Below are 16,667 nucleotides of genomic sequence, written 5' to 3' on the forward strand. Positions count from 1 at the left end.
GCCTGTTGATGCGTCTTCTCTCCAACCTCCTGAAGCGCTTCGTGGAGAAGGGCCAGCTCACCGTCATCGACGCGTCGGGCCAGCGCCACGTGTTCGGCTCGGGGGTGGACGGGCCGTCCGTCACCGTGCGCATGCACGACAAGAAGCTGGAGAAGGAGCTGTTCTTCAATCCGGAGCTGGTGGCGGCCGAAGCCTATATGGACGGGCGCCTCACCTTCGAGGACGGCGCCGGCGCGTTCGAGCTGCTCCACCTGTTCTCGGTCAACCGCAAGGGGCTCGCCGCCCATCCGGTGCAGCAGGCGCTGCGCCGGGCGTGGCGCTCGGTGCGCCGGTTCCAGCAGGCGAACCCGGTGGGCAAGGCGAAGGAGAACGTCTCCTCCCACTACGACCACCCGGCCGCCTTCTACCGGCTGTGGCTGGACGAGACCATGGCCTATTCCTGCGCCTATTTCCGCGAGCCCGACGAGCCGCTCGCGGACGCGCAGCGCAACAAGTTCCGCCATATCGCCGCCAAGCTGAAGATCACGCCCGGCATGACCGTGGCCGAGATCGGCTCCGGGTGGGGCGGGCTTGCCATCTATCTGGCGAAGTGCGGCGCCCATGTCACCGCCATCAACGTCTCGCCGGAGCAGCTGGCGGAGAGCCGGCGCATCGCGCAAGCCGCGGGGGTCGCGGACCGGATCGACTTCAAGGAGATCGACTACCGCCACCTTCAGGGCAAGTTCGACCGGGTGGTCTCCATCGGCATGATGGAGCATGTGGGCGTCTCGCACTTCGACGACTATTTCACCACCGTGCGCAACCTGCTGGCGCCCGGCGGCTATGCCATGATCCACGCCATCGGCCGCATGTCGCCGCCCGGAACCACGGGGCCCTTCATCCGCAAGTACATCTTCCCCGGCGGCTACGTGCCGGCGCTGTCCGAGGTGTTCGCCTCCACCGAGCGCGTCGGCCTGTGGGTGGACGACTGCGAGGTCCTGCGGCTGCATTATTACTGGACCATCCGCGCCTGGCGGCGGAACTTCATGGCGAAGCGCGCCGAGGTGGACGCCATGATGGGCGAGCGCTTCGGCCGCATGTGGGAATTCTACCTCGCGGCGGTGGAGCTCGGCTTCCTGCACGGCTCCAACATGGTGTTCCAGCTCCTGCTCTCGCAGCAGCGCGACGACGTGCCGGTGATCCGCGACTTCATCGTCGACGAGGAGCGCGCCTTGCTCGCGCGGGAGCATCTGTGATGGGCACGCCCGCCGCCATGCTCGCCTCGGACACGGGGAGCCGTGGGCCCTCCGGTCAAGCCGGAGGGCGACGGCGGGAACCCGAGACGTCGTCGTGCTCCGGCTTGACCGGAGCACCCATCGCGTCGACCGCGTTGGCGCGCAGCCCCTTCCACCCAGAGGTCCGATCATGACCGCCCTCCCCTTCTCGACCGACCTGCCTGCCGCCACCCGCGCGGACTGGCTGAAGCTGGTGGAAGGCGTGCTGAAGGGCGCGCCCTACGACAAGCGTCTCGTCACCCGCACCTATGAGGGCCTGTCGCTCGACGCGCTGCCCGCCCGCAAGCCCCACGCGCCGGTGGTGGCCGGCCGGCCGGCCGGCGCGCCGTGGGTCGTCTCCATGCGGGTGGACCAGGGCGACCTCGCCGATGCCAACGCCCAGGCGCTGGAGGACCTCGACGGCGGCGCCTCGGGCCTGACCCTCGTCTACCAGTCCTCGCCCCACGCCCACGGCTTCGGCCTGCCGGACGGCGCCGACCTCGCCGTGGTGCTGAAGGACGTGCTCGTCGACCTGATCGAGACCCGCATCGAGAGCGGCGCCTTCACCGGGCGCGAGGATGCCCTCGCCTTCGCCGACTTCACGGAGAGCCGAGGCTTCGACCCCAAGGGGCTCGCCCTGTCGTTCGGCCTCGACCCGCTGGGCGACTTCGCGGCCAAGGGCTCCCTGCCCATGGCCTGGCCGCTGCTTGCCAAGCGCTTCGCCGAGACCTCGGCCGTCCTCGCGGCGCGCGGCTTCGCCGGTCCCCTCGCGCGGGCGGACGGGGCGATCTACCACGCCGCCGGCGCCTCGGACGCGCAGGAGCTCGCCGCCGTGCTCGCCACCATGGTGGCGTACCTGAAGGCCTACGCCGAGGCGGACGTGCCGCTCAGCGAGGCCGCCGCGCGCATCGAGGCGGCGCTGGTGGCGGACGTGAACCAGACCGCCACCATCGCCAAGTTCCGCGCCATCCGCCTGCTGTGGGCCGCCGCGCTGCGCGAATGCGGCCTCAAGGCCGCCCCGCTCAAGCTGCACGCCACCACCGCCTGGCGCTCCATGACCCGGCGCGATCCTTACGTGAACCTGCTGCGCGGAACGGTCGCGGCGTTCGCGGCCGGCGTCGGCGGAGCGGACAGCGTCACCGTGCTGCCCTTCACCCAGGCGCTGGGGCTGCCGGACGCCTTCGCCCGGCGCCTCGCCCGCAACACCCAGGTGATGCTGCTGGAGGAGAGCAACGTCCACCGCGTCGCCGACCCCGGCGCCGGCGCCGGCGCGGTGGAGGCGCACACGGACGGCCTCGCCGCCGCCGCGTGGGACCTGTTCCGCACCATCGAGAAGCGCGGCGGCATGGCCGACGTGCTGGAGGACCGCTGGCTCAAGGCCGAGATCGCCGAGGTGAAGGCGCGCCGCGACAAGGACGTGGCGACCCGCAGGGTGCCCGTCACCGGCACCTCGGAATTCCCCATCCTCGCCCAGGAGATGCCTGAAGTGCTGGCGCCGCTGGCGCCCGAACCGGCCCCGGTGGCGGACGGCGCGCTCGCCCCCGCGCGCATCTCCGAAGCCTTCGAGGCGCTGCGCGACAAGGCGGAAGCCGCGCCGACGCCGCCGGCGGTGTTCCTCGCCACGCTCGGCCCGGTCTCCGCCTTCACCGCGCGGGCGACCTTCGCCAAGAACTTCTTCGAGGCCGGCGGCCTCAGGGCGGACGTGCCCGACGGCTTCGCGGACCAGGACGCGCTGGTCGCCGCCTTCAAGGCATCCGGCACGGCTTTTGCGTGCCTGGTCTCGTCGGACGACGTCTACGGCGCCGAGGCCGCCGCGGCGGCGGAGGCGCTCAAGGCCGCGGGCGCTTCGGCGGTCTGGCTCGCCGGCAAGCCAGCGGACCTCGTGGCGGAGCTGGAGGCGGCGGGCGTGGCGGGCTTCATCTTCGCCGGCTGCGACGCGCTGGAGACGCTGGAGCGGGCGCAGGCGGCGGCGGGAGTTTGAGATGACAGGGGAACGGGCCATGGAAGGCGGGACGCAACGGATGCGCATCCTCGGGCTGGCGACGGCGGCCCTTGCGCTGGCGGCGCTTCTGGCGGCCCCCGCCACGGCGCTGGCGGACAACGCCATGCGCTTCGACGGCACCTGGGCCGTTCGCACATCGGCCGAGACCGGCACCTGCGGCAAGAATTACGACTTCAAGCTGAACGTGAAGGGTGGCAAAGTAACCTATGCGGGATACTGGCCGGTGAATGCCGCAGGCGGCATCAACAAGGTCGGCATCGTCAAGATGACGCTCTCGCACAACGGCGGGAAGGTGGTGGCCACCGGCCTCGCCGAAGGAGACCAGGCTTCGGGCGACTGGTCCTCGCCCGATCCGAACTGCTCGGGGTCCTGGTTCGCGAAACGGGCGTGAGCCCGCTTTGATGCAATGAGGCGGTCCAAGGACCGCTTCCGAAGATCGAGGCGCCAAGGGCGCTTGAGGGCGAGGCGCCCCCGGGGCGCGGGCCGCGCGCAGGCGCGATGTCGAGGGAACAGAAGATGAGCCGGATCCCCAACTTCGCCGAGATCGACTGGCGCGCGCCGGAGACCGCCGCGCCGGCCGCGGCCGCGCCGGCCTGGATGACGCCCGAGGGCATTCCGGTGAAGCCGCTCTACGGCCCGGCTGACATCGAGGGCCTCTCCTTCATTGACACCTGGCCCGGCATCGCGCCGTTCCTGCGCGGGCCCTATGCGGCCATGTACGCCACCCAGCCCTGGACCATCCGCCAATATGCCGGCTTCTCCACGGCGGAGGACAGCAACGCCTTCTACCGGCGCAACCTCGCCGCCGGGCAGAAGGGCCTCTCGGTCGCCTTCGACCTCGCCACCCACCGCGGCTATGACTCGGACCACCCCCGCGTTTCCGGCGACGTGGGCATGGCGGGCGTCGCCATCGACAGCATCTACGACATGCGCACCCTGTTCTCCGGCATCCCGCTGGACCAGATGAGCGTGTCCATGACCATGAACGGCGCGGTGCTGCCGATCCTGGCGCTGTTCGTGGTGGCGGCCGAGGAGCAGGGCGTGCCCGCCTCCAAGCTCTCCGGCACGATCCAGAACGACATCCTCAAAGAATTCATGGTGCGGAACACCTACATCTATCCGCCCGCCCCCTCCATGCGCATCATCTCCGACATCTTCGCCTTCACGTCCAAGGAGATGCCGCGCTTCAACTCGATCTCCATCTCCGGCTACCACATGCAGGAGGCCGGGGCGACGCAGGACCTGGAGCTGGCCTACACGCTCGCCGACGGCGTGGAATACGGCCGCGCCGGCGCCGCCGCCGGCCTGCCCATCGACGTGTTCGCGCCGCGCCTCTCCTTCTTCTGGGCCATCGGCATGAACTTCTTCATGGAGGTGGCGAAGCTGCGCGCCGCCCGCCTCCTGTGGACGCGGCTGATGACCGACCTGGGCGCCAAGAACCCCAAGTCTCTTCCCCTGCGCACCCATTGCCAGACGTCGGGCTGGTCGCTGACCGCCCAGGACGTGTTCAACAACGTCATGCGCACCGCCATCGAGGCCATGGCGGCGACGCAAGGCCAGACCCAGTCGCTCCACACCAACGCCCTCGACGAGGCGCTGGCGCTGCCCACGGACTTCTCGGCCCGCATCGCCCGCAACACCCAGATCATGCTCCAGCAGGAGAGCGGCACCACGCGCCAGATCGACCTGTGGGGCGGCTCCTATTTCGTGGAGAAGCTCACCGCCGACCTCGCCGCCAAGGCGTGGGCGCATATCCAGGAAGTCGAGGCGCTGGGCGGCATGGCCAAGGCCATCGAGGCCGGCATCCCCAAGCTGCGCATCGAGGAGGCCGCCGCCACCACCCAGGCCCGCATCGACGGCGGCGCGCAGACCGTGGTCGGCGTCAACAAGTTCAAGCCGGTGAAGGACAAGCTGATCGACGTGCTCCGGGTGGACAATTCCGCCGTGCGCGCCGCCCAGATCGACAAGCTGAACCGCCTCAAGGCCGAGCGCAACCCGGCCGAGGTGGCGGCGAAGCTGGAGGCGCTCACCAACGGCGCCGCCGGCAACGGCAATCTCCTGGCGCTCGCCATCGACGCCGCGCGCGCCAAGGCCACCGTGGGCGAGATCTCCGATGCGCTGGAGACGGTGTTCGGCCGCCACCGCGCCGAGATCCGCGCCATCTCCGGCGTCTACAAGCGGGAGGCTTCCGCCATGACCGACAAGGTGGGCAAGGTGCAGAAGCTCGTCGAGGCGTTCGAGCATGCCGAGGGCCGGCGCCCGCGCATCCTGGTCGCCAAGGTGGGCCAGGACGGCCACGACCGCGGCCAGAAGGTGATCGCCTCCGCCTTCGCCGACCTCGGCTTCGACGTGGACATCGGCCCGCTCTTCGCCACCCCCGAGGAGGCCGCCCGGCAGGCGGTGGAGAACGACGTGCACGTGGTGGGCATCTCCTCGCTCGCCGCCGGCCACCTCACGCTCGTGCCGGCGCTGAAGAAGGCGCTGGAGGCGGAGGGCCGGCCCGACATCATGGTGGTGGTGGGCGGCGTGGTGCCGCCGCAGGACTACGACGCGCTGAAGGCGTTCGGCGCCGAGGCCATCTTCCCGCCCGGCACGGTGATCGCCGACGCCGCGAAGGAGTTGCTGCACACCCTCTCCCACCGGCTCGGGCATAACCTCGAAGCGGCGGAGTGAGGGACTAAGACCAAACACACGACATGCGCTTGGTCTGCCGGTAATGGGTCAGATTGACGATACCTCGGCATCGCAACTCCCTCTCCCGCTTGCGGGGGAGGGTTGGGGAGGGGGCCTGCACTCCCCTTTGGGCCAACGAGATCGGCAGCCGGAGTGGCCTTCCCCCTCCCTGCCCTCCCCCGCAAGCGGGAGAGGGTTCCACGCTACGCCCGGCTCCGAACCGGGATTTTGAACTGACCCGCTACCGAAGTGACTGCCCTTGCAATAGCTCCTTTTTAGGAGCACTTTCAAAGAGCGCCAATCTTCGATTGAAGCGGACGGGCTGGATTGCCGGCGCACTCTCAAAATTTAGAGGTGCAATATGCTGGTTACCGGCAACGAACTGGTTTGCCTTTATCATGCCGAGAGGGTCAACGATCTGATTCCTCATGGCAAACCAATGAAATTACGGAAGGCAATCGAAGAGGCTCTTAGTTGGGCGGGGGTCGATCGCATTCGGGCCCATATCAGCTTTGTCGAGGCCGACATCATGGACCTCTGCGGCATCGGCGAAATTGAAGACTGCGCACATTTTCTCGGGCTGGTCCCGCAACCGCCTCGGATACGATGACGGGAGATATCCCTGACCTCTAGACCCACCACCCTCCGGGTGCTGGAGCCGGCGCCGGGCGTGCTGGCCTTCTATGACGGGCGCGTCGCCGGCGTGCGGCTGCATTCGCCGGCCGAGAACTGGCTCGACGACGGCGCCTTCTCCCTCGGCATCGCCTCCTATGCGGTGGTCGATGGCGAAGACGCTCTCGTCTACGACACCCACATCACCCTCGCCCACGCCCGCCTCATCCGCCGCACGCTGGAGGAGACGGGCGTCCGGCGCATCCGCGTGGCGCTGAGCCACTGGCACGACGACCATGTGGCCGGCAACGAAGTGTTCGCCGACTGCGAGATCATCGCCAACCGCGAGACCGACGCTTTGCTGCGCGCCAACCGCGCGCGGCTCGAAGGCGGCGATCCGCCCATCACTCCCCTCGTGCTGCCCAACCGCCTGTTCGAGGATCGCCTCGCGCTGAAGGTGGGAGCCATCCCGGTGGAGCTGATCCAGATGGACATCCACAGCCGCGACGGCACGGTGGCGCTGCTGCCGGGCGGGCTGCTGCTCGCCGGCGACACGCTGGAGGACCCCATCACCTATGTGGACGAGCCGGACCGGCTGGAGGCGCACCTCGAGGGACTGAAGCGCCTCGCCGCGCTCAGGCCCACGCGCATCCTGCCGAACCACGGCGCGCCGGACGTCATCGCGGCCGGCGGCTATCCGCCGGCGCTCATCGACGCCACCGTGCTCTATGTGGAGCGGCTGCTGCGGCTGCGGCGCGCGCCGGAGCTGGCTCTGCTCAACCTTTCCGCCTTCGCCGCGGCGGCGTTCGCCACCGGCGCGGTCCGCCCGTTCGCGCCGTATGAGGCGGTGCACCGGCGCAACGTCGCGGCGGTGCTGCGGCAGGATTGAGAGGCGGCGGCGCAGACGTCACCGCGGCGGCTCCATCGCCCGCCGGACGCGAGGGGCGCGGCGCGCGATCTCTTGCTTTTCCTTACTTGAAAACATAAGGATCGGCCCGATAGACATGACCGGCACTCCAGGGAGGGAGATTTCCCGGTCAGTTCCTGTAGCCAGCGGCACGAATACGTGAAGATCAAACTGGATCGTCCGCGCCTTGCCTGATACGTGGCGACGAAGAAGCTGTCTCAACTTCCGAAGATCCTGAAAGAGCGCCCCCCGGATCATCTCCGACGAGATCTGCCGCCCGGCCGATGGGGGCGTCTACGCGATCGCCGTCAAGTATGTGAAGTTCGGACTCAGCCCCGACTTCCTCGCGCTCCTCGACAGCCTCGCCGCGGCCTCTGTGAATGCCATCGTGGTGTGCAACGGCGAGCCCGACCCGCAGATGAAGGCGCTGCTCGCGGCGAGCCGGCGCGCGTCATCTACCTCAATGACAGCGTCTATTACCTGGCTGGTCCCGCCCTGGACGACCTGACGCGCCGGCTCGCCGCGAGCAGCTACGACGTGGTGGGCGCGCTGGAGAACCACGCCCACAGCCACCATCTCGGCTCCTACGCCCTGTCGCTCTCGGGCGCGGCGTTCGCCGAACCTGAGATCGTGCGCTTCTGGCAGCGCTACCGGCTGTACGACCTGCGACCCTACGTCATCAAGAAGGGCGAGCTTCGGCTCAGCAATACGCTGCAGCGCTGCAGCTACCGGTTCGACACCGTCTACGGCGCGGGGAAGCTGGCCGACCGGCTGGCCGCCATGCGCCTCGTCGAGACCGTCGATCACATGCGCTATCTGCCGCGCCACTTCCAGATCGCGGGCATGGTGCCCGCATTCGGGTCGGCCGCCTCGCTCGCCGGCCTGTTCGCGGATGAGGAAGAAGCGCGGGGCCGACAACGGCCGGCCGGCCCCGCCGCTCCGTCTTCCGCTCGGCGCAGACGATCGACCCGAGGCCGCCTTGGTGAAGGCGACGCTGATCGACGCCATCATGCGCGCCGTCAGCACACACAGCCAGATCCACGAGGGGTTCGGGCTGCTCCACCGGCTGTTCGATTGCCCGCTGGTGAAGAAGGACCTGCTCCAGCGCGACATCTTCACCGAGCACCAGATGGTGGCGATCCTCGCGGGCCTGCCGAAGGAGGAGCGCGCCACGGTGCTGCGCGAGCTCATCAACCGTGGCCGCCCCACCCATCTGCGCGGCAAAGCCCGCTTCCTGATGGACCACGGCCTGATCTGAGCCCGGCCGGCGCGCCCGCGTCGGCCGGGCGCGCGTCCTACTTCCCGGCCTTGGCCTGCTTGCGCGCGTCGGCGACCGCCGCCTTCAGCACGTCGAGGCCCTGGGCGCCCATCACCACCTGGTCGCCGATCACGTAGAAGGGCGTGCCGCCCTGGCCGAGGGCGCGGGCAAGCTGCATGCTCTCGTCCAGGGTTGCGTTGAGCTCGGGCGAGGTCGCCTGCTTCTCCAGCGCCGCCACGTCGATGCCCGCCTGCTTGGCGGCGGCGAAGGCCTTGGCGCGGTCGGCCTGGCCGCGCATGCCCATCAGCGCCTGGTGGAACGCCATGTACTTCTCCGGCGCCACCATGCGCACCGCAACACCCACCTGGGCAGCCTCGACCGAGCCCTGGCCGAGCATCGGCAGCTCGCGCAGCACAACGCGCAGGTTCGGGTCCGCCTTCACCAGTTCCTGGAGGTCGGCGAGCGCGCGCTTGCAGTAGCCGCAATTGTAGTCGAAGAACTCCACCAGCGTGACGTCGCCCTTGGGGTTCGCCACCACGACGCCACGCTGGCCGTCCACCAGCACCGGCTTCAGCTCCTTGAGGGCCTTGGAGGCCTGCTCGGCCTGGGCCGCCTGGTTGCGGGCCTCCAGCACCCCGACCACCTCCTCCAGCACCTCGGGGTGCTTGAGCAGGTATTCGCGCACGATGGTGCCGATCTGGTCCTTCTCCACGTCGGTGAAGGCGCTCGCGGGCGAAACGAGGACGCACGCGGTGGCCGCGACCAGGACGGCGTTGCGGGACAGACGGCCCAGGCGGGCTAGCATGAAACTCTCCATCGGCTTGAGAAGGGTGATTAGCGGTTGTTGCGCGCCGATTTGGGCGGCTTGAAGTTCACGAGGTCGTCGGCCTTGAGCCAGCCCGGGGTGCCGGGGGCGAAGCGCTGGCGCGCGCGGGCGGCGATCTCGCGCCCGATCTGGAACTCGCCCGAGGCGAAATAGCCTTGCGCCGCGGCGAGATCCGCATTGGCCACGTCGCCCTTGCGCCCGTAGGCCATGGCGAGCGAGCGCCAGGCGCCGGGGGAGTTGGGATCGCGCTGGGTGGCGAGGATCAGCTCGCGCAGCGCCTCCTCGTTGTAGGAGGGGTTGCCCGACTGCACCAGCGCCTGCCCGAGCATGGCGCGGATCAGCGGCGCCCCGTTCGTCATGGCCACCGCCTTGCGCAGCGGCGCCACCGATTCCACCGGGCGGGCGCTCTCCAGCAGAGCCTGGCCCTTCAGCTCATAGAAATAGGGGTTGTTGGGCTGCCGCGCGATGAGCGCGTCGATCTGGCTGATGGCCCCGTTCACACTGCCGTAGCGGTAGGCCGAAATGGCGCGGGCATACTGGGCGGGGAGCGAGGTGTCCGAGAGCGGATACTTGCGCGCCACCGCGTCGGGCCGCTCCATGAAGCCCACCAGCTTGGCGCGCATCATGTCGTGCCGCTCCTGGAGCGCCGGCGAGTCCTTGGCGTTGAAATAGGGGCTCGCCTTGGCGAGGGTCTCCAGCGCCGCGATGCGCTCGCGCGCCATGGGATGGCTCAGGAGATAGGGATCGACGCGCTGGCTGATGAACAGTTGGTCGTCCTGGAAGCGCTGGAACGTCTCGATCATGCCGCGCGCCGATTGCTGCGTGGCGTTGAGATAGGACACTGCGGAGCGGTCGGCCGCCTGCTCCTCGCCGCGCTGGTAGGTGAGCAGCGAGCGGCGGAGCATCTCCTGCGGCGCGGTCACGCCCGCGGCGGCGATGCTGCCCATGTCACGGCCCGCGCCCGCGGCCGCGCCCGCGGCGACGCCGGCGCCCGCCAGCAGCATGGCGACGATGGCCATGGTCTGCATGCCTTCAACCTGCTGGCGCATGCGGGCCAGATGGCCGCCGGCGATGTGGCCGGTCTCGTGCGCCAGCACCCCGATGATCTGGTTCGGGGTCTTGGAATCCATCAGCGCGCCGGTATTGACGAAGATGCGCTTGCCGTCGGCGACGAAGGCGTTGAACGAGCGGTCGGCGATCAGCACCACCTCCACGTTCTGCTGCGCGAGGCCCGCCGCCTTGAGGATCGGGCGGGTGTAGTCGCGCATCAGCGCCTCGATCTCGGTGTCCTGGATCGTCGACGGATTTTTCTGCGGCGACCCGGACTGGGCCGCGGCGCCATGGAGCGGCAGCGCCGCGACGGCGGTCACGCACAGGGCGCGGGCGAGGGCATGTGCCGTCTTGCGGGCAGGGGAGACAAGGCGCAGGCAGGTCATGAAGCGTGCTTCGTCCGTTCCGTTTCCGCCCCGTGTCCGGAGCCGTTCGAAGGTCGCGCGGCGCGGTCGCCGCTGCCGCAGCGCCGCCCGAGGCGCAAAAGGCGCCGCGGCCCTGCCCCCAGCCGCCGCTCGGCCCAGTCGCCGGTCGTCCTCGCCGGTCGTCCTCGCCGGTCGTCCTCGCCGGTCGCCCTCGCCGGTCCTCCTTGCCAGTCCCCTTGGCGCCGGGCGGGGCGCAGGCTACGACAGGGGGGACACTGGCCTCGACATCGCGTCGGGTCAATGCGCCCGTGGTCACGTTGGGGCGATGCGAGCGCCCCTACCGACAGACAGATTGCGGCGGCAAGACGGCGCTTCCCCGCGCCGCGCCTCCGCCCGCGAGGAATTGAACGCCCATGCACGCTTTCGGCCCGCCCGCTTCCGTCCCGCGCGCCGTCGTCCCGTCCCTGCGCAGCGCCGTCGCTCCCTTCATGGTGATGGACGTGATGGAGCGGGCCGCCCGCATCGAGGCGTCCGGCGGCAAGGTGATTCACCTGGAGGTGGGTCAGCCCGCCGCGCCGGCACCCCTCGTCGCGCGCACGGCGGCGGCGAACGCGCTCGCCGGCGGACAGGTGGGCTACACCACCGCGCTCGGCATCCCGGCGCTGCGCGCGCGCATCGCCCGGCATTATGGCGAGGCCTACGGGCACGCCCTCGATCCCGAGCGCGTGGTGGTGACGAGCGGCTCGTCGGCCGGCTTCATCCTTGCCTTCCTGGGCCTGTTCGAGGCCGGCGACCGGGTCGCCATCGCCGCGCCGGGCTATCCGCCCTACCGACACGTGCTGAGCGCCCTCGGCTGCACGCCGGTGCTGATCGAGACCCACGCCGAGGACCGGCACGCGCTGACCCCCGACCAGCTGCGCCGGGCGCACAGGGAGGCGCCGCTTTCCGGCGTCCTGGTGGCGAGCCCGGCCAACCCCACCGGCACCATGATGGACCGCGCGGCGCTGTCGGCGCTGATCGACTGCGCGCGCGAGCTCTCCATTTCCTTCATCTCGGACGAGATCTATCACGGCCTCGACTATGCCTTCCCGGCGGTGACGGCGGCGGAGTTCGGCGAGGACGTGACGGTCATCAACTCGTTCTCCAAGTACTTCTGCATGACCGGCTGGCGTGTCGGCTGGATGGTGGTGCCCCCGGCCCTGGTGCGCACCATGGAGCGCCTGCAGCAGAACCTCTCCATCTCCGTGCCCACCCTCTCCCAGATCGCCGCCGACGCCGCTTTCGAAGGCCGCGCCGAGATGGAGGCGATCAAGCAGAGCTACGTTGAGAACCGGCGTATCCTCACCGCGGGCCTGCCGAAGGTGGGGCTCGCCCGCTTCCTGCCGGCCGACGGGGCCTTCTACCTCTATGCCGACGCCTCGGACTTCACGTCCGACTCCCTCGATTTCGCCACCCGCCTGCTCGACGCCGCCCACGTGGCGCTGACCCCGGGCGTCGACTTCGATCCGTTCCACGGCCACCAGTATCTGCGCATCTCCTATGCCGGTTCTGCGGCCGACATGCGCGAGGCGGTGGAGCGCATCGGCGACTTCCTCGCCAAGGGGTGAGGCTGCCCCGCGCGTTCGGCCGGCCGCCGCCATGATGTCGCGCGAATTGATGCTAGTCTTGAAGGCATGAGCCGCCTGTCAGACCAGATCGTCGAGATCACCCCGGACGTGCTGCTGAAGGCCTATGCCTGCGGCATCTTCCCCATGGCCGAGAGCGCCGACGATCCCGGCCTCTACTGGATCGAGCCGGAACGGCGCGGCATCGTCCCATTGGACGGCTTCCAGATATCCTCCCGCCTCGCCCGCACGGTGCGCTCGGACAAGTTCGAGATCCGGGTCGACACCGATTTCGAGGGCGTCATCGACGGCTGCGCCGAGCCCCAGGAGGGGCGCGAGAAGACCTGGATCAACGAGCGCATCCGCCGCCTCTACGGCGAATTGTTCCAGCGCGGTCGGTGCCACACGGTGGAGGCCTGGCGCGACGGGCGGCTGGTGGGCGGGCTCTATGGCGTGCGGCTCGGCGGCGCCTTCTTCGGCGAGAGCATGTTCCACCGCGAGCGCGACGCCTCGAAGGTGGCCCTGGTGCATCTCGTGGGCCGGCTGAGAGCGGGCGGCTTCCGCCTTCTGGACACCCAGTTCGTCACCAGCCACCTGAAGACCTTCGGCGCGCTGGAGGTCTCCCGGCGCCAGTATCACCGCCTGCTCGACCAGGCGCTCCAGGCCGAGGGCGACTTCTACCGCTGGCCCGCCGCCGTGTCGGGGATGGGCGCCTTGCAGCCCACCAGCCACACGTCGTAGATCGGGTGCTCCACGCCGTGGAGGCCCGGGCTCGCGGCGAACATCCAGCCGGTGAAGATGCGCCGCGCCTCGCCCTTCGGCGTGACCTCGTTCACCTCGGCGAAGGCGGTGGTGTTCTGCTGCTCGGTCGCCGGGCGCGTGTAGCACACGCGCGGCGTCACCTGCAGGCCGTATTCGTTCGGGAACTGCACGGTCTCGCCGATGGCGACGTCGAAGGTGCGGATGCGGCCGGTGATCTTGTCGAGCCCCGCGAACACCGCGAACGCGTTGGCGATCTTCACCGAGGGCGGCTGGACCACCACCACGTCGCCATCCGGGGAGGTCTCGGTCTGAGGACCGGCGGCCAGCGGCGCGGGCTGGGCCGGAGGCGCCGCCTGCGGGCGCGGCTGCATGGGCTGGCGCGGCACGAGACCGCCCGGCGGTGGCGGGACCGGCTGGGATTCGATGCCCTGGCGCTGGCTCTGCGCGAGGACGGCCGACGATCCGAGGCCAAAGACGGCTGCGACCGATGCCGCGAGACACGCCGCCATGAGACGGGAGGAAATCCGCACCACCGCCCTATTCGCCCGGCGTCCAGGCCTTGTAGTCGCCGGTCACCCGCGGCCGCAGGCCGCCGGCGAGAACGGAACCCTTCGGGCGATAGGCGCCCGGCGTGCCGGTCATGTTGCGGCGGTGCGGCTTCTGCCAGTCGCGCGGCTTGTAGTTCTCGGCGGTGGGCGGGGTGTCGACCCGATGATGGATCCAGCCCCACCAGCCGGAAGGAATCATCGAGGCCTCGGCATAGCCGCTGTAGATCACCCAGCGGCGCTCAAACCCCAGCGTCGGGTCGATGGCGCCGCCCTTGGTGCGATAGTAGCGATTGCCAAACTCGTCGTCGCCCACGTGCTCGCCGAAGCGCCGGGTCCACCACCAGGTGCCCACGGTCTGCTTCTCCCACCAGGTGAAGATATAGAGCAGAAGGGTCTTCACGGCCTGTTCGCCTCGCTTGCGACGTCGGCCGGGAACATGCCACCTCGCCCTCCCCCTGTCCACCGGGCACGCTCACGGCACGAACAGAAGCATCACATAGACCACGAACACGATCAGATGGACGATGCCGGTGAGCGCGTTGGTGCGCCCGGTGCCGAACGACAGGATGCAGAGCACGAAGGTCAGCACCATCAGCGTGCGGTCCTCGGGATCGAGGCCGAGCACCATGGGCTTGCCGATATAGATGCTGATCGCCGCCATGGCCGGAATGGTGAGCGCGATGGTGGCGAGCACCGAGCCCAGCGCGATGTTGAGGCTGTGCTGGAGGTGGTTGCGCGCCGCCGCCCGGACCGCGCTGATGCCCTCCGGCATCAGCACCAGCGCCGCCAGCAGCGCGCCCTTCACCGCGTCGGGGTCGGCGAGCTCGAACTGGCCGAGGAAGTTCTCGACGCCCGCCGCCACATGGCGCGAGAGCGCCACAACGGCGCCGAGGCTGAGCAGCAGCATCACCAGGGCGAGCGTGAACCGGCGCGGGCTCGGCGGCGCCTGCCCGTGGCCGGGCTGCTGCGCGCCGAAATGCTCCGCGTAGCGCACGGTCTGCATGTAGAGAAACAGGCCGTAGAGCCCGATCGAGACGAACGCCATGTAGATCAGCTGGAACGGCGTGAACGTCCCGCGGGTGTGGGCGTGGGTCTCGTTGGGCAGGATCAGCAGCATCACGCCCAGGGCGATGATCACCGAGAGATAGCCGGTGACGCCCTGCTGCGCGATCTCCTGCTCGCGATGCTTGAAGCCGCCCAGCAGCAGGCACAGGCCGACGATGCCGGAGGTGACGATCATGATGACCGAGAGCACGGATTCCCGGGCCAGAGTCGGGTTGTTCTCCTGGTAGAGCATCAGCGAGGCGATCACCGAGACCTCGATCACCGTCACCGACAGGGTCAGCACCAGCGTGCCGAACGGCTGGCCGAGGCGCGAGGCCACCACGTCGGAGTGGGAGACGGTGGCGAAGGCGGCCCCGGTCAGCAGCGCCGTGGCGAGCAGGCTGAGCGCGGTCGCGGCCGGCCCCCGGTGCTCCGGCGCGAGGTCCGGCCACACCATCAGCGTCAGGGCCAATCCCAGCGCCAGCGCCGGCATCACATAGTCCGCCCGCCCGGTCCGGTGTCCGCCCACATGCGCCTCCAATTCAGGGATGGCGGCGGTCTCGCACATCGCGCCGCAGCGCACAAGCGCCGCCGGGGCAACACGCCGGAACCCGCTGGCGCGGTAACGGCGCCCTACGGCGCCGGCGCGACGCCGTTTCCCTTGCGTTCGGCGAGAAGGCAGAGATAGGCGCTGGCGAGCGTCGCGCCGGCGAGCGCGGTGATCTCGGCATGATCGTAGGGTGGCGACACCTCGACCACGTCGAACCCCTTGAGATTCAATGTACCTAGGCGCCTCAGGCAGGACACCGCCTCGCGCGTCGAAAGCCCGGCGCAGACCGGCGTGCCGGTGCCGGGGGCGAAGGCCGGGTCGAGCGCGTCGATGTCGAAAGTGAGGTAGCAGGGCGCATCCCCCACCCGCTCGCAGATGCGGGCGGCGAGCGCCGCCGGCCCCATCTCCCCGGCGGTGAGGGCGTCGATGATCTCGATCCCGTAGCTCTGCGGCGCGTGGGTGCGGATGCCCACCTGCACCGAGCGCTCCGGCAGGATCAGGCCATCCTTGACCGCGCGGGTGATCATGGTGCCGTGATCGACCCGGTCGCCGGCGTCGTCCCAGGTGTCCTGGTGCGCATCGAACTGCACCAGGGCCACCGGCCCGCCGAGCCGCTCCGTCAGCGCCTGCAGTATCGGATAGGTGAGGAAATGGTCGCCGCCGAGCGTCACCAGGTGGCAGCCGCGCGCATAGTGCGCGCGCGCCTGCGCGGCGATGGCCGGGGGGATGCCGGCGGGCAGGCCGTAGTCGAACACGCAGTCGCCCGCGTCCGCCACGTCGAGCGCCGCGAACGGATCGAAGCCGAACGGAAAGAACGGGTCGCCATCGAGGATGGTGGAGGCGGCGCGGATGGCGCGCGGCCCGAAGCGCGTCCCGGGCCGGTTGGAGACCGTCACGTCCAGCGGCACGCCCCACACCACCACCTCGGCGCCGCCGCCGTCGCGGGCGTAGCGCCGACGCAGGAACGAGGCGGCGCCGGAATAGTTCGGCTCCGTGGACTGGCCGTGGCGGAACCCCGGATCGAGCGCGCGGTCGACGGGACGGGGCAAGGTGGGATCGGCCATGTCGGTCTCCTGCGGCGGCCGGTCCGGCTGGGGACCGCGCTCGCATTGATATCCCCTACTCTCGAGCCATGATCCAGTGCCTCGTTCACCCGCCGTGTCCCGCCGAACGGCCCGGGTGGGGGCGACCGGGGCCGGCGCGCGGGGCCGGT

General features: G+C 69.9%; 16 protein-coding genes. 9 read left to right on the top strand and 7 right to left on the bottom strand.

The genetic code is table 11. From position 1 onward, the window contains the following. The first annotated feature begins 8 nt into the window (after positions 1–8). The 6 genes from V5F67_RS15050 (at position 9) to V5F67_RS15075 (ending at position 7,429) form a co-directional block, all read left to right on the top strand. Positions 9–1,235 carry a class I SAM-dependent methyltransferase gene (locus V5F67_RS15050; RefSeq protein WP_394016993.1) on the top strand — a complete coding sequence of 409 codons (1,227 nt, stop codon included), beginning with the start codon at positions 9–11 and terminating at the stop codon, positions 1,233–1,235. A gap of 169 nt (positions 1,236–1,404) precedes the next feature. Then, a complete protein-coding gene (locus V5F67_RS15055) occupies positions 1,405–3,234 on the top strand; it encodes a methylmalonyl-CoA mutase subunit beta (protein ID WP_394016992.1) in 1,830 nt (609 codons plus the stop codon). 1 nt (position 3,235) lies between these two features. Then, positions 3,236–3,646 (top strand): hypothetical protein, encoded by a 411-nt coding sequence (locus V5F67_RS15060; protein ID WP_394016991.1) that lies wholly within the window; start codon positions 3,236–3,238, stop codon positions 3,644–3,646. A 125-nt stretch (positions 3,647–3,771) separates the two neighbouring features. Further along, the gene (gene scpA / locus V5F67_RS15065; protein ID WP_394016990.1) at positions 3,772–5,928 is read left to right on the top strand and encodes a methylmalonyl-CoA mutase; all 2,157 of its coding nucleotides are present in this window, start codon (positions 3,772–3,774) and stop codon (positions 5,926–5,928) included. 361 nt (positions 5,929–6,289) lie between these two features. After that, positions 6,290–6,538, top strand: coding sequence for a hypothetical protein (locus tag V5F67_RS15070; protein ID WP_394016989.1), 249 nt, complete (start codon positions 6,290–6,292; stop codon positions 6,536–6,538). A 60-nt stretch (positions 6,539–6,598) separates the two neighbouring features. Then, positions 6,599–7,429 (top strand): MBL fold metallo-hydrolase, encoded by an 831-nt coding sequence (locus V5F67_RS15075; protein ID WP_394016988.1) that lies wholly within the window; start codon positions 6,599–6,601, stop codon positions 7,427–7,429. A gap of 312 nt (positions 7,430–7,741) precedes the next feature. Here the strand turns inward: V5F67_RS15075 and V5F67_RS15080 are convergent, their stop codons facing one another. Next, positions 7,742–8,254 carry a hypothetical protein gene (locus tag V5F67_RS15080; RefSeq protein WP_394016987.1) on the bottom strand — a complete coding sequence of 171 codons (513 nt, stop codon included), beginning with the start codon at positions 8,252–8,254 and terminating at the stop codon, positions 7,742–7,744. A gap of 172 nt (positions 8,255–8,426) precedes the next feature. Between V5F67_RS15080 and V5F67_RS15085 the strand changes: the two genes are divergently transcribed. Continuing rightward, positions 8,427–8,705, top strand: a complete 279-nt coding sequence (locus V5F67_RS15085) for a hypothetical protein (protein ID WP_394016986.1) — start codon at positions 8,427–8,429, stop codon at positions 8,703–8,705. 37 nt (positions 8,706–8,742) lie between these two features. On the opposite strand, the gene V5F67_RS15090 is transcribed toward V5F67_RS15085, so the two are convergent. After that, positions 8,743–9,510: a DsbA family protein gene (locus tag V5F67_RS15090; RefSeq protein WP_394016985.1), complete on the bottom strand. Its 768-nt coding sequence runs from the start codon at positions 9,508–9,510 to the stop codon at positions 8,743–8,745. 29 nt (positions 9,511–9,539) lie between these two features. Further along, the gene (locus tag V5F67_RS15095) at positions 9,540–10,967 is read right to left on the bottom strand and encodes a M48 family metalloprotease (RefSeq protein ID WP_394016984.1); all 1,428 of its coding nucleotides are present in this window, start codon (positions 10,965–10,967) and stop codon (positions 9,540–9,542) included. Positions 10,968–11,359: 392 nt separating this feature from the next. Between V5F67_RS15095 and V5F67_RS15100 the strand changes: the two genes are divergently transcribed. Together V5F67_RS15100 and aat are read left to right on the top strand one after the other, a co-directional pair. Further along, positions 11,360–12,553: a pyridoxal phosphate-dependent aminotransferase gene (locus V5F67_RS15100; RefSeq protein WP_394016983.1), complete on the top strand. Its 1,194-nt coding sequence runs from the start codon at positions 11,360–11,362 to the stop codon at positions 12,551–12,553. A 66-nt stretch (positions 12,554–12,619) separates the two neighbouring features. Then, entirely contained in the window at positions 12,620–13,291 is a 672-nt protein-coding gene (gene aat, locus V5F67_RS15105; protein WP_394016982.1) for a leucyl/phenylalanyl-tRNA--protein transferase, read from the top strand. On the opposite strand, the gene V5F67_RS15110 is transcribed toward aat, so the two are convergent. The 4 genes from V5F67_RS15110 to speB form a co-directional block, all read right to left on the bottom strand. Next, positions 13,228–13,821, bottom strand: coding sequence for a DUF2155 domain-containing protein (locus V5F67_RS15110; protein WP_394016981.1), 594 nt, complete (start codon positions 13,819–13,821; stop codon positions 13,228–13,230). The two genes, aat and V5F67_RS15110, sit on opposite strands and share 64 nt — an antisense overlap. Positions 13,822–13,849: 28 nt before the next feature. Beyond that, positions 13,850–14,260, bottom strand: coding sequence for an NADH:ubiquinone oxidoreductase subunit NDUFA12 (locus V5F67_RS15115; RefSeq protein ID WP_394016980.1), 411 nt, complete (start codon positions 14,258–14,260; stop codon positions 13,850–13,852). 72 nt (positions 14,261–14,332) lie between these two features. Continuing rightward, positions 14,333–15,433 carry a calcium:cation antiporter gene (locus tag V5F67_RS15120; RefSeq protein WP_394016979.1) on the bottom strand — a complete coding sequence of 367 codons (1,101 nt, stop codon included), beginning with the start codon at positions 15,431–15,433 and terminating at the stop codon, positions 14,333–14,335. Positions 15,434–15,537: 104 nt separating this feature from the next. After that, positions 15,538–16,518 carry an agmatinase gene (speB, locus tag V5F67_RS15125; protein WP_394016978.1) on the bottom strand — a complete coding sequence of 327 codons (981 nt, stop codon included), beginning with the start codon at positions 16,516–16,518 and terminating at the stop codon, positions 15,538–15,540. Between the last annotated feature and the right edge of the window lie 149 nt (positions 16,519–16,667).

This window comes from Xanthobacter pseudotagetidis (genome assembly GCF_043194795.2).
Taxonomy (GTDB): Bacteria; Pseudomonadota; Alphaproteobacteria; order Rhizobiales; family Xanthobacteraceae; genus Xanthobacter; species Xanthobacter tagetidis_A.